General features: G+C 69.0%; 16 protein-coding genes. 10 read left to right on the top strand and 6 right to left on the bottom strand.

The genetic code is table 11. The features are described 5' to 3' along the window. The first annotated feature begins 59 nt into the window (after nucleotides 1-59). The 3 genes from ACIBHX_RS41165 to fxsT are packed head-to-tail and all read left to right on the top strand — an operon-like array spanning nucleotide 60 to nucleotide 5,811. The gene (locus ACIBHX_RS41165; protein ID WP_397073017.1) at nucleotides 60-704 is read left to right on the top strand and encodes a TIR-like protein FxsC; all 645 of its coding nucleotides are present in this window, start codon (nucleotides 60-62) and stop codon (nucleotides 702-704) included. Then, nucleotides 701-1,879: a TIR-like protein FxsC gene (locus ACIBHX_RS41160; RefSeq protein ID WP_397073015.1), complete on the top strand. Its 1,179-nt coding sequence runs from the start codon at nucleotides 701-703 to the stop codon at nucleotides 1,877-1,879. The genes ACIBHX_RS41165 and ACIBHX_RS41160 overlap by 4 nt, the downstream gene beginning before the upstream one ends. After that, nucleotides 1,876-5,811, top strand: a complete 3,936-nt coding sequence (gene fxsT, locus ACIBHX_RS41155; RefSeq protein WP_397073013.1) for an FxSxx-COOH system tetratricopeptide repeat protein — start codon at nucleotides 1,876-1,878, stop codon at nucleotides 5,809-5,811. The genes ACIBHX_RS41160 and fxsT overlap by 4 nt, the downstream gene beginning before the upstream one ends. On the opposite strand, the gene ACIBHX_RS41150 is transcribed toward fxsT, so the two are convergent. Further along, the gene (locus tag ACIBHX_RS41150) at nucleotides 5,812-6,678 is read right to left on the bottom strand and encodes an alpha/beta fold hydrolase (RefSeq protein ID WP_397073012.1); all 867 of its coding nucleotides are present in this window, start codon (nucleotides 6,676-6,678) and stop codon (nucleotides 5,812-5,814) included. Between the two features lie 169 nt (nucleotides 6,679-6,847). Between ACIBHX_RS41150 and ACIBHX_RS41145 the strand changes: the two genes are divergently transcribed. After that, nucleotides 6,848-7,612, top strand: coding sequence for an aminoglycoside N(3)-acetyltransferase (locus ACIBHX_RS41145; RefSeq protein ID WP_397073010.1), 765 nt, complete (start codon nucleotides 6,848-6,850; stop codon nucleotides 7,610-7,612). On the opposite strand, the gene ACIBHX_RS41140 is transcribed toward ACIBHX_RS41145, so the two are convergent. Both ACIBHX_RS41140 and ACIBHX_RS41135 read right to left on the bottom strand, forming a co-directional pair. Beyond that, complete coding sequence (locus ACIBHX_RS41140) at nucleotides 7,595-8,152, bottom strand: TetR/AcrR family transcriptional regulator (RefSeq protein WP_397073008.1); 558 nt, start codon at nucleotides 8,150-8,152, stop codon at nucleotides 7,595-7,597. The genes ACIBHX_RS41145 and ACIBHX_RS41140 overlap by 18 nt on opposite strands. Continuing rightward, nucleotides 8,149-8,574 carry a hypothetical protein gene (locus tag ACIBHX_RS41135; protein ID WP_397073007.1) on the bottom strand — a complete coding sequence of 142 codons (426 nt, stop codon included), beginning with the start codon at nucleotides 8,572-8,574 and terminating at the stop codon, nucleotides 8,149-8,151. The genes ACIBHX_RS41140 and ACIBHX_RS41135 overlap by 4 nt, the downstream gene beginning before the upstream one ends. A 69-nt stretch (nucleotides 8,575-8,643) precedes the next feature. Here ACIBHX_RS41135 and ACIBHX_RS41130 point away from each other — a divergent pair, with 69 nt between their 5' ends. The 6 genes from ACIBHX_RS41130 to ACIBHX_RS41105 all read left to right on the top strand — a co-directional run bounded on the left by ACIBHX_RS41130 (nucleotide 8,644) and on the right by ACIBHX_RS41105 (nucleotide 13,439). After that, nucleotides 8,644-9,183, top strand: coding sequence for an RNA 2'-phosphotransferase (locus ACIBHX_RS41130; RefSeq protein ID WP_397073005.1), 540 nt, complete (start codon nucleotides 8,644-8,646; stop codon nucleotides 9,181-9,183). Nucleotides 9,184-9,435: 252 nt separating this feature from the next. Then, nucleotides 9,436-9,726, top strand: a complete 291-nt coding sequence (locus ACIBHX_RS41125) for a hypothetical protein (protein WP_397073003.1) — start codon at nucleotides 9,436-9,438, stop codon at nucleotides 9,724-9,726. 311 nt (nucleotides 9,727-10,037) lie between these two features. Further along, nucleotides 10,038-10,502, top strand: a complete 465-nt coding sequence (locus ACIBHX_RS41120) for an SRPBCC domain-containing protein (RefSeq protein WP_397073001.1) — start codon at nucleotides 10,038-10,040, stop codon at nucleotides 10,500-10,502. After that, entirely contained in the window at nucleotides 10,499-10,855 is a 357-nt protein-coding gene (locus ACIBHX_RS41115; RefSeq protein WP_397072999.1) for an ArsR/SmtB family transcription factor, read from the top strand. The genes ACIBHX_RS41120 and ACIBHX_RS41115 overlap by 4 nt, the downstream gene beginning before the upstream one ends. Nucleotides 10,856-11,164: 309 nt before the next feature. Then, nucleotides 11,165-12,565: an MFS transporter gene (locus ACIBHX_RS41110; RefSeq protein WP_397072997.1), complete on the top strand. Its 1,401-nt coding sequence runs from the start codon at nucleotides 11,165-11,167 to the stop codon at nucleotides 12,563-12,565. Between the two features lie 82 nt (nucleotides 12,566-12,647). After that, nucleotides 12,648-13,439 (top strand): SDR family NAD(P)-dependent oxidoreductase, encoded by a 792-nt coding sequence (locus ACIBHX_RS41105; protein ID WP_397072995.1) that lies wholly within the window; start codon nucleotides 12,648-12,650, stop codon nucleotides 13,437-13,439. Nucleotides 13,440-13,743: 304 nt separating this feature from the next. Here ACIBHX_RS41105 and ACIBHX_RS41100 read toward each other — a convergent pair whose 3' ends face one another. The 3 genes from ACIBHX_RS41100 to ACIBHX_RS41090 form a co-directional block, all read right to left on the bottom strand. Further along, entirely contained in the window at nucleotides 13,744-14,625 is an 882-nt protein-coding gene (locus ACIBHX_RS41100; protein WP_397072994.1) for a carbohydrate ABC transporter permease, read from the bottom strand. After that, nucleotides 14,625-15,500 (bottom strand): carbohydrate ABC transporter permease, encoded by an 876-nt coding sequence (locus ACIBHX_RS41095; RefSeq protein ID WP_397072992.1) that lies wholly within the window; start codon nucleotides 15,498-15,500, stop codon nucleotides 14,625-14,627. Before ACIBHX_RS41095 ends, ACIBHX_RS41100 begins: the two co-directional genes overlap by 1 nt. 66 nt (nucleotides 15,501-15,566) lie before the next feature. After that, nucleotides 15,567-16,838, bottom strand: a complete 1,272-nt coding sequence (locus ACIBHX_RS41090; RefSeq protein ID WP_397072990.1) for an extracellular solute-binding protein — start codon at nucleotides 16,836-16,838, stop codon at nucleotides 15,567-15,569. Nucleotides 16,839-16,919 lie beyond the last annotated feature (81 nt).

Below are 16,919 nucleotides of genomic sequence, written 5' to 3'. Positions count from 1 at the left end.
TTGGGCTCACCGCCGAAGGCCGGAGGGCGCGCTGGATGGGACCACCGGAAACACCGCGGGTGCGAGTGCGCCCCTACTTCTTCTTCAGTTACGCGCACAGTCCCCAGAGCGACGTGGCCGACGGCCAGCATCCCGACCGGCTCGCGGTCAAGTTCTTCCACGACCTGCGCACCAACATCCTGCAGCTGACGGCGGCGCCCAGCGCGGAGGCCGCCGGATTCATGGACCGCAGCCTGCGGACCGGCGACGACTGGGAGCCCGGCATCTACCGCGCGCTGGCCGACTGCTACGTCTTCGTCCCCATGTACCAGCCGCGCTATTTCACCCGCCCCTACTGCGGCCAAGAATGGGATGGCTTCGCCCGGCGCGAGGCCGCGCACAACAGGCGCCGCCGGGTTCCGGTGCGGGCGATGATTCCGGTTCTCTGGGTTCCGGTCGACAGGAAAGAGATCCCGCCGTGCGCCGGCCATTTACAGGATTGGCACACGGAAATAGGGGAGAACTACCGCAGGTTCGGCCTGTTCAAGCTGGCCAGCGTCGAGAAATACCGGCACGACTATCAAGAGGCGACCTTCGAGATCGCGTGGCGGATCGTCAGTGTCGCGCACGCGACCAGGCTCAGGTCGTGCAACCTCAACCGATTCAAGAATCTCGAGAACGTCTTCGAGACTCCCCAGGACCCGAGATCCAGGGAGGCCCCATGACGAGCCGGCCCTACTTCTTCATGAGCTACGCGCACACGCCCGGCGACCAGGACGACGAGCGGGATCCAGACCGCTGGGTGTTCATGCTCTTCAACGACCTGCGCGTCAAGGTGGCCCAGCTGGCCGACATCCGGCACCTGGACGAGGTGGGCTTCATGGCCGGGGATGAGACGCGCCTGGCGACCGCGGTGGCGACCTGCCGGGTGTTCGTCCCCCTCTACTCGCCCCGGTACTTCGCCAGCGAGAACTGCGGCAAGGAGTGGTCCGCCTTCGCCAGGCGCGGCTCCCTCGAGGCCATCGTGCCCGCCCTGTGGACACCGGTGAGCCCGTCGGAGACGCCGGAGGTCACCAAGGACCCGCGGATCACGGCCGAGGCGCTGGGCGAGCCATACGACACCATGGGCTTCTACGGGATCATGAAGCTCAACCGGTTCAGGAGCGACTACGAGAAGACGGTCGACCACCTGGCCAGGCGGGTCGTCGAGGCGGCCGCGCACGCGCAGCCCGCGCAGGGCGTGCCCACCGACTACTTCGGGGCGCCCAACGCGTTCAAGGGGCCGGCACGGCGGGCGCCGCTGCATATCACGGTGGCCTCGCTGACGGTGGACAACGTGCCCGCGGGCCGGGCCACGGACCGATACGGCGAGCGCGAGCTGGACTGGAACCCGTACTACCCCACCTCCAAGGGCCCGATCGCGCGCTACGCCGCCGAGCTGGCCAGGCGCGAGGAGTACCAGCCGGTCCTGCGGTCCTTCGACGAGGACGTGGACGAGTTGCTGTCGGGCGGCGAGCATCCCGCCTGGCCGGGGATCCTGCTGGTGGATCCGTGGACGCTGGCCGTACCGGAGCGGCGGGAGCGGCTCGGCGAGTTCGACGCGCTGCACAAGCCCTGGATCGCGGTGCTGATGCCGTGGCCGAGCGCCGACGACGAGCCTGAACTGCGGGACGTCGCCGAGCGCACGCTCGGCCGCAAGCTCCTCGAAGGACGCGCCGCGGCCAGGAGTATCGACAGCGGTATCCCTACCGTCCAGCAGTTTGGTAGAACTCTGCTTGACGTCGCTCGCGTGGTCGGCAGCAGATTCCTCAGGGTCGCCAGGACATTTCCTCCTCAGGGGCCCGCCGTCAGACGTCCCAGGCTGCTTGGTCCTTCGGAAGGGCGGGAAGAGTCACGATGAGCGAAGGCAGCATCATCACCTTCTACTCCTACAAGGGCGGCACGGGGCGCACGATGTCGCTGGCCAACACGGCCTGGATCCTCGCCTCGCACGGACATCGGGTCCTGGCCCTCGACTGGGACCTGGAATCGCCCGGACTGCACCGCTTCTTCCACCCCTTCCTCGGCGCCGGCGTGCTGCGCGACACCAAGGGCATCATCGACATCATCAGCGACTACGCCTGGACGGCGGCCCACCAGGACGACCAGCGCCCGCTCGACTGGCATCTGGACTACGCCCGGGTGCTGCCCCACGCGGTCTCCATCAGCTGGGAGTACTTCCCCGGCGACGGCACGCTCGACTTCATCTCGGCCGGCCGGCAGAACCGCGACTACTCCTCGCTGGTCTCCAGCTTCGACTGGGACAACTTCTACGACCGCCTGGGCGGCGGCCAGTTCTTCACCGCGCTGCGCGCCGACATGAAGCGCCACTACGACTACGTGCTCATCGACTCCCGCACCGGGCTCAGCGACATCGCCGACATCTGCACGATCGAAATGCCCGACATGGTCGTCGACTGCTTCACGCTCAGCGACCAGAGCATCGAGGGTGCCGCCGCCGTCGCGCGCAGCATCGTCAACAGGTACGGCGAGCGCAACATCCGCGTGCTACCGGTGCCGATGCGCATCGAGAGCGCCGAGAAGATCAAGCTCGACAACGGCCGCGCCCTGGCCCGCATCAAGTTCGCCGGCCTGCCGAGTGGCCTGGACGGCGGCGACCTCGACAGGTACTGGGCCGAGGTGGAGATCCCCTACCTGCCCTTCTACGCCTTCGAGGAGACCCTCGCCACGCTGGCCGACGCCCCCGGGCTGCCGTCCCCGCTGCTTTCCGCCTACGTACGGCTGGCCAAGTTCGTCACCGAGGGGGACGTCACCGAGCTGCCCAAGCTCGACGAGGACGTGCACCGCCGCTACCAGGACGTGTTCGCCCGCAGGCGGCCCACCAGACCGGCCGACGTGTTCCTCAGCTACATGCCGCAGGAGCGCATGTGGGCCGACTGGATCAAGGCGACCCTGCAACGCGCCGGCATCCGGGTGCTCACCCGCGACAACGACGCCGGGGTGCCGCAGTCCACCGAGCACACCGTCGAGGCGGCCTCCCAGACGATCGTCGTGCTGTCGTCGGCCTACCTGCGCTCCAAGGAGGCCCGCTCGGTGCTCGAGGCCGCGGCCGCCGCCGACCCGCTGCGCGCCAACCGCACGCTGATCCCGGTCAGGGTGACCGACGTGCGGGTCCCCGAGGCGTTCGCCGACTGGTCGCCCGTCGACCTGGGGCGGCTGGACGCCGCGCAGGCCACCGAGCTCCTGCTGCGCGCCGTCGGCAGGACCGCGCCCGCCACCGAGCATCCCGCCTACCCGGCGCCGCGTTTCCCCGGCGCCATCCCGCCGGTGTGGAACGTCCCGAGCAGGAACCCCATGTTCACCGGCCGCAGCGAGGTGCTGGAGCGGCTGCGCGACCAGCTCGTGGCCGGCAGCGCCACCGTCGTGCTGCCACAGGCGGTCCACGGCATGGGCGGGGTGGGCAAGACCCAGGTGGCGCTGGAGTACGCCCACCGGTTCATGGCCGACTACGACGTGGTGTGGTGGGTGGCCGCCGAGCAGCCCGCGCTGATCAACACCGCGATGGCCGAGCTCGCGGACAAGCTCGGCCTGTCCGTCGCGACCAGCAGGATGAGCGAGGCGGCCGACGCGGTGCGCGAGGCGCTGCGCAAGGGCCAGCCGTACCGCAGATGGCTGCTGATCTTCGACAACGCCGACAGCCCGGAAGCGGTGTCCGGCTTCCTGCCCGGCGGGACCGGGCACGTCATCGTCACCTCGCGCAACGCCGGCTGGCGCACCGTCGCCGAGTCGCTCGACGTGGACGTCTTCACCCAGGAGGAGGCCGTCCAGCACCTGCGCACGCGGGTCTCCGGGCTCGCTGACGACGACGCGCTGGCGGTGGCGGGGGCGATGGGGTTCCTGCCGCTGGCGGTCGAGCAGGCGGCCGCATGGCTGGCCGAGACCGGGATGACCGCGGCGCAGTGCATCGAGCTGTTCGAGGCCCAGCTGCGTGAGGTGGGCGAGTCCGGCGAGTCGCGGGACTACCCGCTCCAGGTGGCCGCCACCTGGAACGTTTCGCTCCAGCAGCTGGAGACGCGATCGCCTGCCGCGGCGCGGCTGATGCAGCTGTGCGCGTTCCTCGGACCCGACCCCATCGCGATGCGCATGATCGACAGCGACGTGGTGGCCAGGCTCCTCCTGCCCTACGACAGGAGGATGCGCTCGCGGCTGATGATCGGGCAGGCCGTACGGGAGATCACCAAGTTCTCGCTGGCCAAGGTGGAGAGCAACGCGATCCAGGTGCACCGCCTCGTGCAGGCCGCGATCAGGGGGCAGTCCGACGAGGAGGCCGCTGACCGGACCCGGCAGGAGGTGCACCAGATCCTGGTCGCGGCGCGGCCCCGCGAGGGCGGCACGGACGACCCGGAGATGTGGGCGCTCTACGACCAGATCTGGCCGCACCTGGAGCCGTCGCAGGCGGTCGCCAGCTCCCGGGAGGACACCAGGCAACTGCTGCTCGACCGGGTCCGCTACCTCTGGCAGCGGGGCGAGCTGGAAGAAGGAGTGGAGTCCGCCGAGACGACGCACCGGGTGTGGGAGGGCCTGGTCCAGCAGAATCCGCAGGACGACTCGCTGCGGACGAACCTGCTGCAACTGGAGCGCCTGACCGCGAACCTGCTGCGCTCCCAGGGACGCTACCGCGAGGCGTACGAGCTGGACGCCCGGGCGCTTGAGCAGCAGAAGGCCTCCGCGGACCTGGGTCCCGACCACCCCGAGACGCTGATGACGGCCTTCGGCGTGGCCGCGGACCTGCGTGGGCTCGGCATGTTCACCGAGGCGCTGGCCCAGGACACCCGGACCCTGGAACAGCTCAGGGACCTCTTCGGCGAGGATCACCGCCAGACGTGGTCGGCCGCCAACAACCTGGCCGTCTCGCGGCGGCTCGTCGGAGACTCCGCCGGCGCCCTCGTCCTGGACGAGGACACCTACGAGCGGCGCCGCCTGGCACTGGGGCCGAACGATCCGTGGACGCTGTTCTCCGCGCTGCACGTGGCCAGGGACCTGCGTGACCTGGGCAGGTTCGGCGAGTCGACCAGGCTGCTGCGCGAAACGCTGGAGCGGTACCGGACCAGCAAGAAGGGACCCGACTCGATCGAGACCCTGCGCACCGCCAAGAGCCTGGCCGCGTCGCTGCGCAAGGACGGCAACCAGAGCGAGGCCGCCGAGATCGTGACGGAGGCCTGCGACCGCTACGAGCTGCACCACCCCAACGACCCCGAGCGGACTGCGGCGCTGCTCGAGCTCGGCTGCTGCGTGTCCGCGCTCGGCGACAAGCCCAGGGCCAAGCAGATCGCCCGCGACGTCGTCGGCGCCTACGCGCAGAACCTCGGCGAGACCCACCCCTACACCCTGGCGGCCAGGAACAACCTGGCCTGCTACATGCGCGAGTCCGACGAGCTCGAGGCGGGGCTCAGGCTGGCCCAGGACACCTTTTCCGCGCTGATGGACGGGCCGGGCGAGGCGCACCCGTACACGCTGTCGGCGGCGATCAACCTGGCCAACTGCCTGACCGACACCGGCGACTTCGACCGGGCGCAGGCGCTGCAGCGGCGCACGCTGTCGCTGCTGCGCGACTCCCTGGGCGATCGGCATCCCGACACGATCGCCTGCGAGGCCAACCTGGCCGTCACCCTGCACCGCTCAGGCCGGCCGGAGCACGCGGCCGAGGCCAGGAGGACGCGCGAGCGGCTGCTGACCGTCATGGCGGAGGTGCTGGGCAGGGAGCACCCCAACCTGACCGCGTTGCACGACTGGCGGCTGCTCAACCGCGACCTGGAGCCGCAGCCGACGTAGTCAGCTCTCGACCAGCCAGGGCAGCATGTCGGGCAGGATGTCGAGCGCGCCGAAGTGCGCGACGCCCGGCTGCACGATGACGCGGGCGTCGGGGATGCGGTCGGCCAGCCAGCGGGCGTGGCCGACGGGGGAGAAGCCGTCGAGCGCGCCGTGCCACAGCAGGGTGGGCACCGTGATGTCGGCCGGGTCGAAGCCCCACGGCGTGGAGAAGGCCATCGCGTCGTCTATCCAGCCGTGAGCCGAGTGCTTCAACCCCTCGGCGAAGTTGTCGACGAGCATGCGGCGGATGCCGAGGTCGGCCACGGTCTGCCGGTCGCTGGGCGACAGCTCCTGGTAGAGCCCGGAGATCAGGCTCTCGGGGTTGGCCCGGATCGCGGCCGCCTTGGGCGCCAGCCGCGTCTCCAGCACGCCCACGCCCGAGGCGGCGGCGTTGTACTCCACGACGTTGGACTCGGTCATGCCCTCGTACCAGTCCAGGCCCTCGGCGCCCTGCGGCGCGAGGCTGACCAGCGCGGCCACCCTGGTCACCCGCCCGGGCAGCAGCGCGGCGGCTGCGAGCGCGTGCGGACCGCCTCCCGACCTGCCGACCAGCGCGAACGTGTCGAGTCCCAGCCGGTCGGCGATGGTCCGGACGTCGACGGCGGCCGCGGCCACGTCACGCCCCTCCAGGCGGTCGGACCCGCCGTATCCCGGCCTGTCGAAGGCGATGAGGCGGATGCCCAGCCGGTACAGCAGCATGCCGCGGGGCGCCGGTCCCATCCGGCTACCCGGGGTGCCGTGGAGGAGGAAAACAGGCCTCCCCGACGGATCGCCGGATTGCTCGACCGCGATGCGCCTGCCGTCGTCCGCCCGGACGATATCCGTCAACGCACGCCTCCTCGGCTCAGGGCCCCCGTGACGTCCCGGCTCCTGTAGCAGACCGCACCCGGCCGCGTGGCGAAAGCCTTCGTCGTCACTTATTCTCCAACTCGATAGCAAAAGTTGGCCAGCCAGTGAGGGATACGTCGTTACCTCACGAGTGGTTCAGGGGTCGTCGTTGGACCTGGCGGAAGATCTTCGACGGCTCGGCCTGACCGAAGGCCGCATCGTGCTCCTGCACGCGTCGCTGGCCAGCATGGGCCACATCCCCGGCGGAGCCGGCACCGTCGTCGAGACGATCCTCGACGTCCTCGGTCCCTCGGGCACGCTGGTGGTCTCCACCTCGACGCCGGAGAACTCCGACACCTCGCGTGCCCACCTGCGCAGGGTCTCCGGCCTGTCGGTCCAGGACGTGCTCAGGTTCAGGGCCCGGATGGCGCCCTTCCACCTCAGGATCTCGGCGCCGAGCACCGGACGCATCGCCGACTACGTGCGCACCCGCCCCGGGTCCATCCGCAGCGCACATCCGCAGACGTCCTTCGCGGCCACGGGTCCGCACGCCGCCCATCTGATGGCGGGTCACCCGCTCACCTCGCATCTCGGCCCGGACTCGCCGCTCGGCAAGCTCTACGCGCTTCGCGCCGGCGTGCTGCTCATCGGCGTCGGCTACGAATCCTGCACCGCCCTGCACCTGGCCGAATACCTGTACCGGCCCGATCCGCCGCGCCGCGTTTACCGCTGCGTCATGCAGGTCGACGGGCTGCCGCAGTGGGTCGCCTACCAGGACGTGGTCCTGGACGACACCGACTTCCCCGGGATCGGGCGGGAGCTGGACCGGCACAGGGACGTACGGCGCGGCTGGATCGCGCGGGCCCGCTCCCGCCTGCTGCCCCTGACCCTGTCGGTCGACACGGCGCGCCACTGGCTAGCGGTGCACCGCTGAAAAACCGGTGATCATGGCACGCAGCCCGGTGTCGAACCAGGTGTCGTAGAACTCGGTGGGCGCCGTCGGTCCATGCGGGCCGACCTGGGCCAGGGCGTGGCCGAGCACGTACACGCCGACCGACTGGACGGCGGTGAGGCCCTCCTCGCGCGTCACGCCCGCCGCCGCGAACTGGTCGAGCAGCCCGCTCACCAGCCGCATCCCGAGCTCGACGTCGACCGGATGGGTGGCCAGCAGCGGCACGGCCCGCGGATGGGCCAGCAGCATCCGCCGGTAGGCGGCCGCGAAGCCGTACAGCGTCTCGGACCAGCTCTGCGCCAGGGCCGGCTCGACCTCGGAGAACAGCCGGTTGACCACCGCGGCCAGCAGGGCGTCGCGGTTGGGCACGTGCCGGTAGAGCGACATGGGTGCCACGCCGAGCTGCGCGCCGAGCCGCCGCATGGTCAGCGCCTCGGCCCCCTCGGCGTCCACCACCTCGACCGCCGCCGCCAGGATGCGGTCGAGGCTCAGTACGGCGGGTCGGCCCCCTCGCTGCTTCACCCCGCCAGGGTAGCGGCGAGCGTGGTGCCGAACATGACCAGCGAGAGCACGCCCACGACCAGGTGCTGCACGTCGATCACCACGTCGTGGCCCTGCGTGGGGATGACCTTCAGCGTTCTGGTGTAGTCGCGCAGGTAGGTCTCGCGCTGCTGGGGAGTGGCGGTGCCGAAGTACGGCACCCACCAACTCTGCACATGGCCGACCAGGATCAGCACGCACAGCGCGGTGGCGGCGATCAGCGACCACGTCTGGTGCAGCGCCACGCCGCCGGCGATCAGGAGGGGGAACGGATAGTTGATGGACGCCGCCAGCAGGCGGTGGCGCAGGTTGCCTGGGGTCAGGTCGTTGAGCGGGTACATGGGCACCCACTCGGTCACCACGAGCCAGCCCAGCCAGACGAGCGGAACGATGACGGCGATCATGTTGTGCCTCCTGCGTCGGATGTTTGTGTACATCGTAAGCTTACGTCGTACACAAACTATAGTGAAGCCATGCAAGAAGGGCGACTCGTTCGCATCTCCAAATACCTGGCCTTGCACCTGCGCCACGAGCCGGACCGCATCGGGGTCCGCCTGGACGCGCACGGCTGGGTCGCGGTCGACATGCTGCTCTCGGCCGCCGCGGCCCACGGCTTCCCGATCACCCGGGAGGAGCTCGACGAAGTCGTCAGGAGCAACGACAAGCGGCGCTACACCATCGAGGACGGCATGATCCGCGCCAACCAGGGTCACTCGGTGGAGGTGGACCTGGATCTCGAACCCGCGGTGCCGCCCGCGCTGCTCTATCACGGCACGGTGGGCAGGTTCCTGCCGTCGATCCTGGCGGAGGGGCTACGGCCGATGGCCCGCCACCACGTCCACCTCTCGCCCGACGTCGAGACGGCCACCAAGGTCGGCTCCCGCCGCGGCGCCCCGGTGATCCTCACGGTCGACGCCGCCACCATGCACACCGGCGGCCACGTCTTCCACCACTCCGCCAACGGCGTCTGGCTCACCGCCCACGTCCCGGCTTCCTACCTGCGCTTTTCCTAGCCCTTTGTTACGGCGGGTCGCTCATAGCCCTTTGTTACAGGTCGCTCATAGCCCTTTGTTACGGGTCGCTCAGAGCGCTTTGTTACGGCAGGCCGCCGCCACCGGCCGCCCGCCGTCGTGCGCTGACGACCCGCATCCGGCGCTTCCGGCGAGTCGATGCCGCTTGCCCGCCGCCACGGCGCTTCGTCATCCAGGCACCCCGGCCCTTGGACCCACCACCCACGACATGCCTCGGCACGCAGGCTGGGGGTCATGACCGCAGGGGCGACGGTGGTCGTGGTGGTGCGGGGGGTTGATGTCGATCCGTTGATGCGGGCCACGTCGGCGTGCCTGGCCGCGGTGACAGCGGCGGGTACGGCATCGGCGGTCCGGGCGCTCACGGGATGGCAGCGGGGCGTCGCGATCTCGGGCACGGTCCTGGCGGTGGCGTCCCTGGCGTTCTGCGGGCTCTACCTCGCGGTCCCTGCCGTGCTCGCGGCGGCGGCAGTCGCCTTCCGGCGCGGGGCACCTTCCCGGGGTGACCGGTCCAGAGCGGAGTCGTGACGGCGAGCGACCCCGCATCACCGGAGGAGCGTCTCCCTGGACGGAGCTCGGCCGAAGTGCGGCGGGTGGCGGAGGCGGCGGCTCGCCGTACACCAGCAGGAAAAATCCCTCAGAGAAGAATCCCATGAGGTTGGCCGCACGGCGGCGTTGTGTGCGTGCCGGACGCCGTAGTACGCCGATGACGGGCGAGGAGCCCTTCGACGTAGGCCATCACCCGTACCCGACGATCATGTCGTCGATCGGCAACGGCAGAATCTGCAACCCCTGGGTTGCTCCTGGCGAGTTGACGTGCAACCATGGGGTTGCGTCAGATGACCGTAATAGGAGGCATGATGAGCGAGGACCGGATAGAACGCGACACCTTGATCGAGGCGTCCCTGGAGCGGGTGTGGTCGCTGGTGGCCGTGCCCGGGTTCTGGGTGGCCGATGAGGCGAGCGTGGCGGGCACCGTGGCCAGGGAAGGTGTGTCGCTGGTCGCGAAGAATCCCAATCTGGGTGAGGTCTCGGTGCGTGTGGAGAAGGTCGAGCCGCCGACGTACGTGGCCTACCGCTGGGCCAGCGCGTTCCCCGGGGAAGAGCTGCGTATGGACAACAGCACTCTGGTGGAATTCATGCTGAGCACGGAGGGCGGCAAGACTCGTCTGCGCGTCGTCGAGAGTGGGTTCGCGGCACTGAGCCTGTCCGAGGATCAGCGCGACCAGACGGTGCGGTTCAACTCCGACGGCTGGCCCCAGGTGTTCGACGCGGTCAAGAATCGCGCCGAACAGGCCGAGTGACCGCAGCGGAAGGTCGCGGCCCCGTCGAGGAAGTCGACGGTGTCCTGGCCGCGCTGGCCGACCCGACGCGACGTCAGCTGCTTGATCTGCTCGCCGCACAGGGCGAGGCCACCGCGACCATGCTCGCCGAACGGCTGCCCATCTCGCGGCAGGCAGTGGTCAAGCATCTCGCCGTCCTGGACGCCGCCGGACTGGTTTCCGGAGGCCGGGTGGGACGGGAGGTGCGGTACGCGGTGAGGCCTGCGGCGCTTGATGCGACGGCGCGGTGGATGTCCGCGCTCGCCGCCGACTGGGATCGGCGCCTGGCGACGATCAAACGCCTCGCCGAGGCAGCCGAACGGGAAGAGAGCTAGCTCACCAAGTAGTACGTGTACGACCCCTGCCCGGTCACCCGGCCATTGTGGCGAGTGGATTCCGAGGGCAGGCCTGGAAAGCGCGCTCACGGCACACCCCCTACCGCGGGGTGTCCTGAGCGTGCCCTGAAGCCGAGCGAAGCGGGGACACGGCGTGATGCCGGACAAGCCCTGCCTGCCGGCCGACCGCAATCCGACGGTCGATGCGGAAGAGATCCGCGACAACACCCAGGGGACCTTGGGCCGGCCCGGCCTGATGGCGTGCTGCCCGTCACCCCATACCGGGTTCTTGAGAAAGGGAACCGTCTCTTGACTACCGCCACGACCTCGCCACCCCGCTTCACCGGACGGCAGCGGTTGATCCTGCTGATCCTGCTCGGCGCGGGGTTCATGCTGTCCGCCGACTTCTCCATCCTGAACGTCGCACTGCCCGAGGTGGGCCAGGGCATCGGGCTGGAGCTGACAGCGCTGCCCTGGATCGCCTCCGCCTACGCCCTGCCCGCGGCGGGCTTCACGCTCCTGTGCGGACGGTTGGCCGACCTGTTCGGCCGCCGCCGGCTCTTCCTCGCAGGCATGGTCCTGCTGGCCGTGGCCTCGCTGCTCGGCGGCTTCGCCACCTCTCCTGAGGTGCTCCTGGCCGCCCGCGCCCTTCAGGGCCTGTCCACCGCCTTGTCCGTCCCGGCCTCGCTGTCCCTGCTCACCACCACATTCCAGGAGGGCGCGACGCGCGATCGGGTCCTGGGCCTGAACGGCGCGCTGTTGTCCGGCGGCTTCACCATCGGCGCCCTGGTCGGCGGCACTCTGGTCACCTTGCTGAGCTGGCGTACCGCGTTCTTCATCAACGTGCCCGTGGCTGTGATCATCCTCGTCCTCACGCCGTTCCTGATCAGCGAGAGCAAGGTGCCCGACCGGGTCAAGCTGGACGTCCCCGGCGCGATCACCGGGACCGGCGGTCTGCTTGCCGTCGTCTACGCCATCATCGAGCAGAACATCCCCGCCGGTGCCATCGGCATCGTGCTGCTGGCCGCGTTCTGGCTGATCGAACTACGCGCGGCCGCGCCGCTCGCCCCGCTCCGCATCCTCAAGCGGCAGACCGTCAAGTGGGGCAACTACGCCGGTCTCGTGGTGTTCACCATGGAAACCGCGATGATCTTCCTGATGACGCTGTACCTCCAGAACGTCCTCACCTTCGACCCGCTCATCACCGGCCTGATCTTCGGTGTCCCGGGACTGGCGGCGGTGCTGGCAGGCCCGATCGCCGGCCGCCTCATCGGCCGCTACGGCTACCGCAAAGTCCTGCCCGCCGGCCTGGCCGTGCAAGGACTCGCCACCGTCCCGCTGATCTTCGTAGGCTCCGACCGCATGGGGCTGGCGCTGCTGATCCCCGCGCTGTTCATCGGCTTCTTCGGGCATGTGACATCCATCGTGGCCTACACCGTCACCGGCACGTCCGGCCTCCCGAACGAGGAGCAGGGCCTGGCCACCGGCCTCACGACCATGACCCAGAACGTCGCCATCACGATCGGCATCCCGATCCTGAGCGCGATCGCCGCCACTCAAGCCGCGGAACTGACCGGGATCCAACTGGCGCTGACCGTGAACGTGATCATCACGTTCGTCAGCGTCGTCCTCATCTGGATCGGCCTCTGGCCACGCCCCGAGCAGAGCACCGGCGCGCCTGCCCTGCTGGCGGCGCACGAGCAGGCCTAAAACGCGTACCGCCGGCTCGGCACAACGCTCGCAACCCACCTGCACCGCAGCGCCCGCTGCGGCAGCGAAAGGAGAACATTCCATGGATCTGCACCTGACCGGCAAGACGGCCGTCGTCACCGGCGGCAGCAAGGGCATCGGCCTGGCACTCGTTCGCACCCTGCTCGCCGAGGGGATGCGCGTGGTCACCGGCTCACGCACGATCACGGCGGAGCTGAAGGAGACCGAGGCAGTACCCGTGACCGTCGACCTCGCCACAGCCGGCGGGCCGGCCGAGCTCATCGACAGAGCCGTCGGCGTGCTCGGCGGCATCGACCTGCTGGTCAACAACGTGGGGGTCGGCGATACCGACGACTTCGCCAAGGGCGCCCGGTTCAACCTGCTCGAACTGCCAGACGAGGCTTGGGAGCACACCTTCGACCTGCACTTCTACAGCGCGCTGCGGGCCAGCCGCGCCGCGCTTCCCTACCTGATCGAACGCAAGGGCACGATCATCAACGTCTCCTCGGTCGGGGCGCGCGCCGCCGCCGCCGGTCCCGCCGACTACAACGTCGCCAAAGCCGCGCTCAGCGCCCTCACCAAGGTGATCTCCGAACAGTTCGGCGGGCAGGGCGTGCGCGCCGTCACCGTGTCGCCGGGGCCGGTGGGCACCGGGGTGTGGACCGACCCGGACGGCTTCGTCGGCCGCCTCGCGAAGGAGCAGGGCGTCTCCCACGAGGTGCTCGTGGAACAGCTGATCAGCGCGAGCGGCGTCACCACCGGCCGCCTGGCCGCACCGGAGGAGGTCGCGCGGCTCATCGCCTTCCTGGCCTCGCCCGTCAACATCACCGGCAGCGAGCATCTCATCGACGGGGGCATGATCAAGCACGTGTGACCATACGGCGGGAAAGTCGGGACCGCGGGACGTGGGTTCCGAGGGCGTAACGGCGGGCGACCCTGCATCACCGGAGGAGCGTCTCCCTGGACAGAGGCCCGCCGGAGTGCGGCGGGTGGCGGTGGCGGCGGCTCGCCGTACAGCAGCAGGAAAATCCCTTAGAGAAGAATCCCTCGGAGAAAAATCCCCTGGAGAACAAGACGCCCCGGCCGCCGCCGTGGTGGAGGGCACGGCGGCGGCCGGGGCCCGGGCGGGAGGAGGACGCCCGGGTGGAGGGGCTATTTGATGGAGCCGGTGGAGGGGGCTATTTGATGGAGCCGGCGGTCAGGCCGCCGACCACCTTGCGTTCGATCAGGGCGAAGAGGATGATCACCGGGATCGTGGCGATGACCGAGCCGGCGAACAGGTTCTGCCAGTCGACCTCGTACTGCCCGATGAAGGAGTTCAGCGCCACCGTCAGCGGCTGGTTCTGCGGCGAGGTGGCCAGCGTGAGCGCGACCACGAACTCGTTCCACGCGGCGATGAACGTGAAGATCAGCGCGGTGATCACACCGGGCATCGCCAGCGGCAGCGTGATCCTGAAGAGGGCGCCGAAGCGGCCGTTGCCGTCGATGAAGGCGGCCTCCTCGAGTTCGCGCGGGATCGAGGAGAAGTAGGCGTTCAGGATCCACACCGCGAAGGCGAGGTTGAACCCGCCGTTGACCAGGATCAGCGACCAGATGCTGTCCACCAGCCCGAACTGGAAGAACTCCCGGTAGATGCCGACCAGCATGGCCGTGGGCTGGAACATCTGGGTGGTCAGCACCAGGATCAGGAACGCGACCCGGCCGCGGAACTTGTAGCGGGCGGTGTAGTAGGCCGCGGGCAGCGCCACCAGCAGCACGAGCAGCGTCGAGCCGCCCGCCACCTTCAGCGTGATGAACAGGTTGTGCGCCAGCCCGCCGGTCCAGAAGTTGGCCAGGTTGGACCACATCCACTGCGACGGGAAGATCGTGGCCTCGCGCAGCGAGGTCTGCGGCCGCAGCGCGGTCAGCAGCATGATCAGGTACGGGAACAGGAAGATGAACCCGACCAGGTAGGCCACGGCCGCCAGGATCACCGTCTTGAGCTTCGGCATCCGCCGGTGGCTGGCCGGGCGCGACCGGGCGTGCGAGCGGGCCGGGTGCGGCGCTGTCCTGACGGCCATCACGCGACCTCCTGCTTCCAGCGGGACATCTTGAGGAAGATCGCGGTCAGGATGATCACGGCGCCAAAGTTGATCACGGACATCGCCGCGGACTCACCGATGTCGGCGCCCTTCAGGATGTACATGAAGATCGTCGAGGTGGCCGTGGAGTACCCCGGCTGGCCGTGGGTCATCGGCCAGATGATCGGGAAGCTGTTGAAGACGTTCATGATGTTGATCAGCGCGGCCACGGTCAGCGCGGGACGCAGCAGCGGCAGCGTGATCGACCAATACGTCCGCCACTTCGTGGCGCCGTCCATCTTGGCCGCCTCGTAGACGTCCGCCGGGATCGTCGCCAGCCCCGCCAGCAGCGCGTACGTGGTGAACGGCACCGACACGAAGACGGCCACGAAGATCAGCCACGGCAGCGCGGTCGAGGCGTTGCCCAGCTGGTCGGCGTCCGCGCCGCCCATGGCGGGGATCAGTCCCAGCCACTTCCTGATGATGTTGATGACGCCGACCTCGGGGTCGAGCATCCACTTGAAGATGATCGCCGTCATCAGCACCGAGGCGGCCCACGGCGCGATGAGCGCCCACCGCGCGACCTTACGGCCGGGGAACCGCTGGTTGAACAGCTGGGCCAGGGCCAGCGAGATCAGCACGGTGAGGGCGACGACCGCGACCACCCAGATCAGCGAGCGAAACATGATCGCCCCGAAGTCGGGCGCCGCGAACAGCTTGGTGAAGTTCTTGGTGCCGTTCGAGCCCTGGACGATGCCGAACCTGCTGATCTTCAGGAACGACGACTTGACCATCTCGACCACGGGCCAGAGCACGACCACGGCGATCAGGATCACCGCCGGCCCCACCCAGGCCAGGGGTTCCAACCTTCTCATGAAGAACCTTTCATGGAGGTACGGCCGGCGGCTGGCGAGCCGCCGGCCGTACGGATCCCCGCTGGATCAGCCGGACTCGGCGACCTTCTGCAGGTCACCCAGCGTCTTGGCCGGGTCCTTGACCGCGCCGCCGATCTGCTGCTTGATGGCGGTGTTCACCTCGGACCACTTCGGGTCCTTGAAGGGGTAGAAGCTGGCGTTGGGCAGCGCGTCGAGGAACGGCTTGAGCTTCTCGTCGCCCGACAGCTTCTGGATGCCGCCGTTGGTCACCGGCAGCAGCTTGTAGTTGTCGACGATCTTCTGGACGGCGTCACCGGTGTAGAAGAAGTCGAAGAACTTCTTGATCTCCGCGGCGTGGCCGTTCTTGTTGAACGCCATGATCCAGTCCATGACGCCCAGCGTGGTGGTCAGCGGGCCGGTCTTGCCGGGGATGGGCGCGACGGCGTACTGGTCCTTGATGGCGCCCTTGTCGAAGATCGGAATCGACATCGGGCCGCCGTTGACCATGCCGACCTTGCCGGCCGCGAAGTCCTCCCAGACCGCCTTGCGGTCCTTGGTGCCCGGGTTCGGGGTGGTCAGCCCGGCGTCGACCAGGCCCTTGACGTAGGTGAACGCCTCGACGTTCTGCGGGGCGTTGATCTGCCACTTGCCGGAGGCGTCGGTGTAGCCGCCGCCGTTGCCCAGCATCCACAGGAAGGACTCGGCCTGCGCCTCCTCCTGGCCCAGCGGCAGGCCGAAGGGCTGGCTGACGCCGGCCTTCTTCAGCTTCTCGGCGTCGGCCTTCAGCTCGTCCCAGGTCTTGGGCGGCTCGGCGATACCGGCCTTCTTGAACAGGTCCTTGTTGTAGAACAGCGCGCGGGCCGAGGACACGAACGGAATGCCGTAGGCCGTGCCGTCGACCTTGCCGAAGTCGGCGAACTTCTGCAGCATGTCGCCGGAGACGTTGGGAGACAGGACCTCGTCGACCTTGTAGAGCAGGCCGTCCTTGACGAAGCCGGAGTAGTCACCGGTCTGCAGGATGTCGGGCATCTGCCCGTTCTGCACCATGGTGGCGACCTGCTTGTCGATGTCGTTCCAGTTGATGACCTGAACATCGACCTTGATGTTCGGGTTCTGCGCCTGGAACTCGTCCACCACGGACTTCCAGAACTTCGTGCCCGCGTTGTCGGCCGTGGGGTTGTCGCCGTAGTCCGCCGCCACCATCTTCAGGGTGACGGGACCACCGCCCGACGCCTTGTTATCGCCGCCGTTCGAGCTGGTTCCGCCCCCGCCGCAGCTGGACAGGACCAGCATGGTGGCCAGGCCGAGAGCGGCACCGCCCACAAGCTTGATGTTCACCGTTGATACCGCCTTCTCGTCGGACGGGCCACGCTGGTCCGTACCAGCTGCCGACCCCGCCCAAAGGGATTGGGGGTGCGT

The sequence above is a fragment of the Nonomuraea sp. NPDC050536 genome (assembly GCF_044457685.1).
In the GTDB taxonomy this organism is placed as follows: domain Bacteria; phylum Actinomycetota; class Actinomycetes; order Streptosporangiales; family Streptosporangiaceae; genus Nonomuraea.
This window is presented reverse-complemented; position numbering and strand designations above follow the sequence as displayed.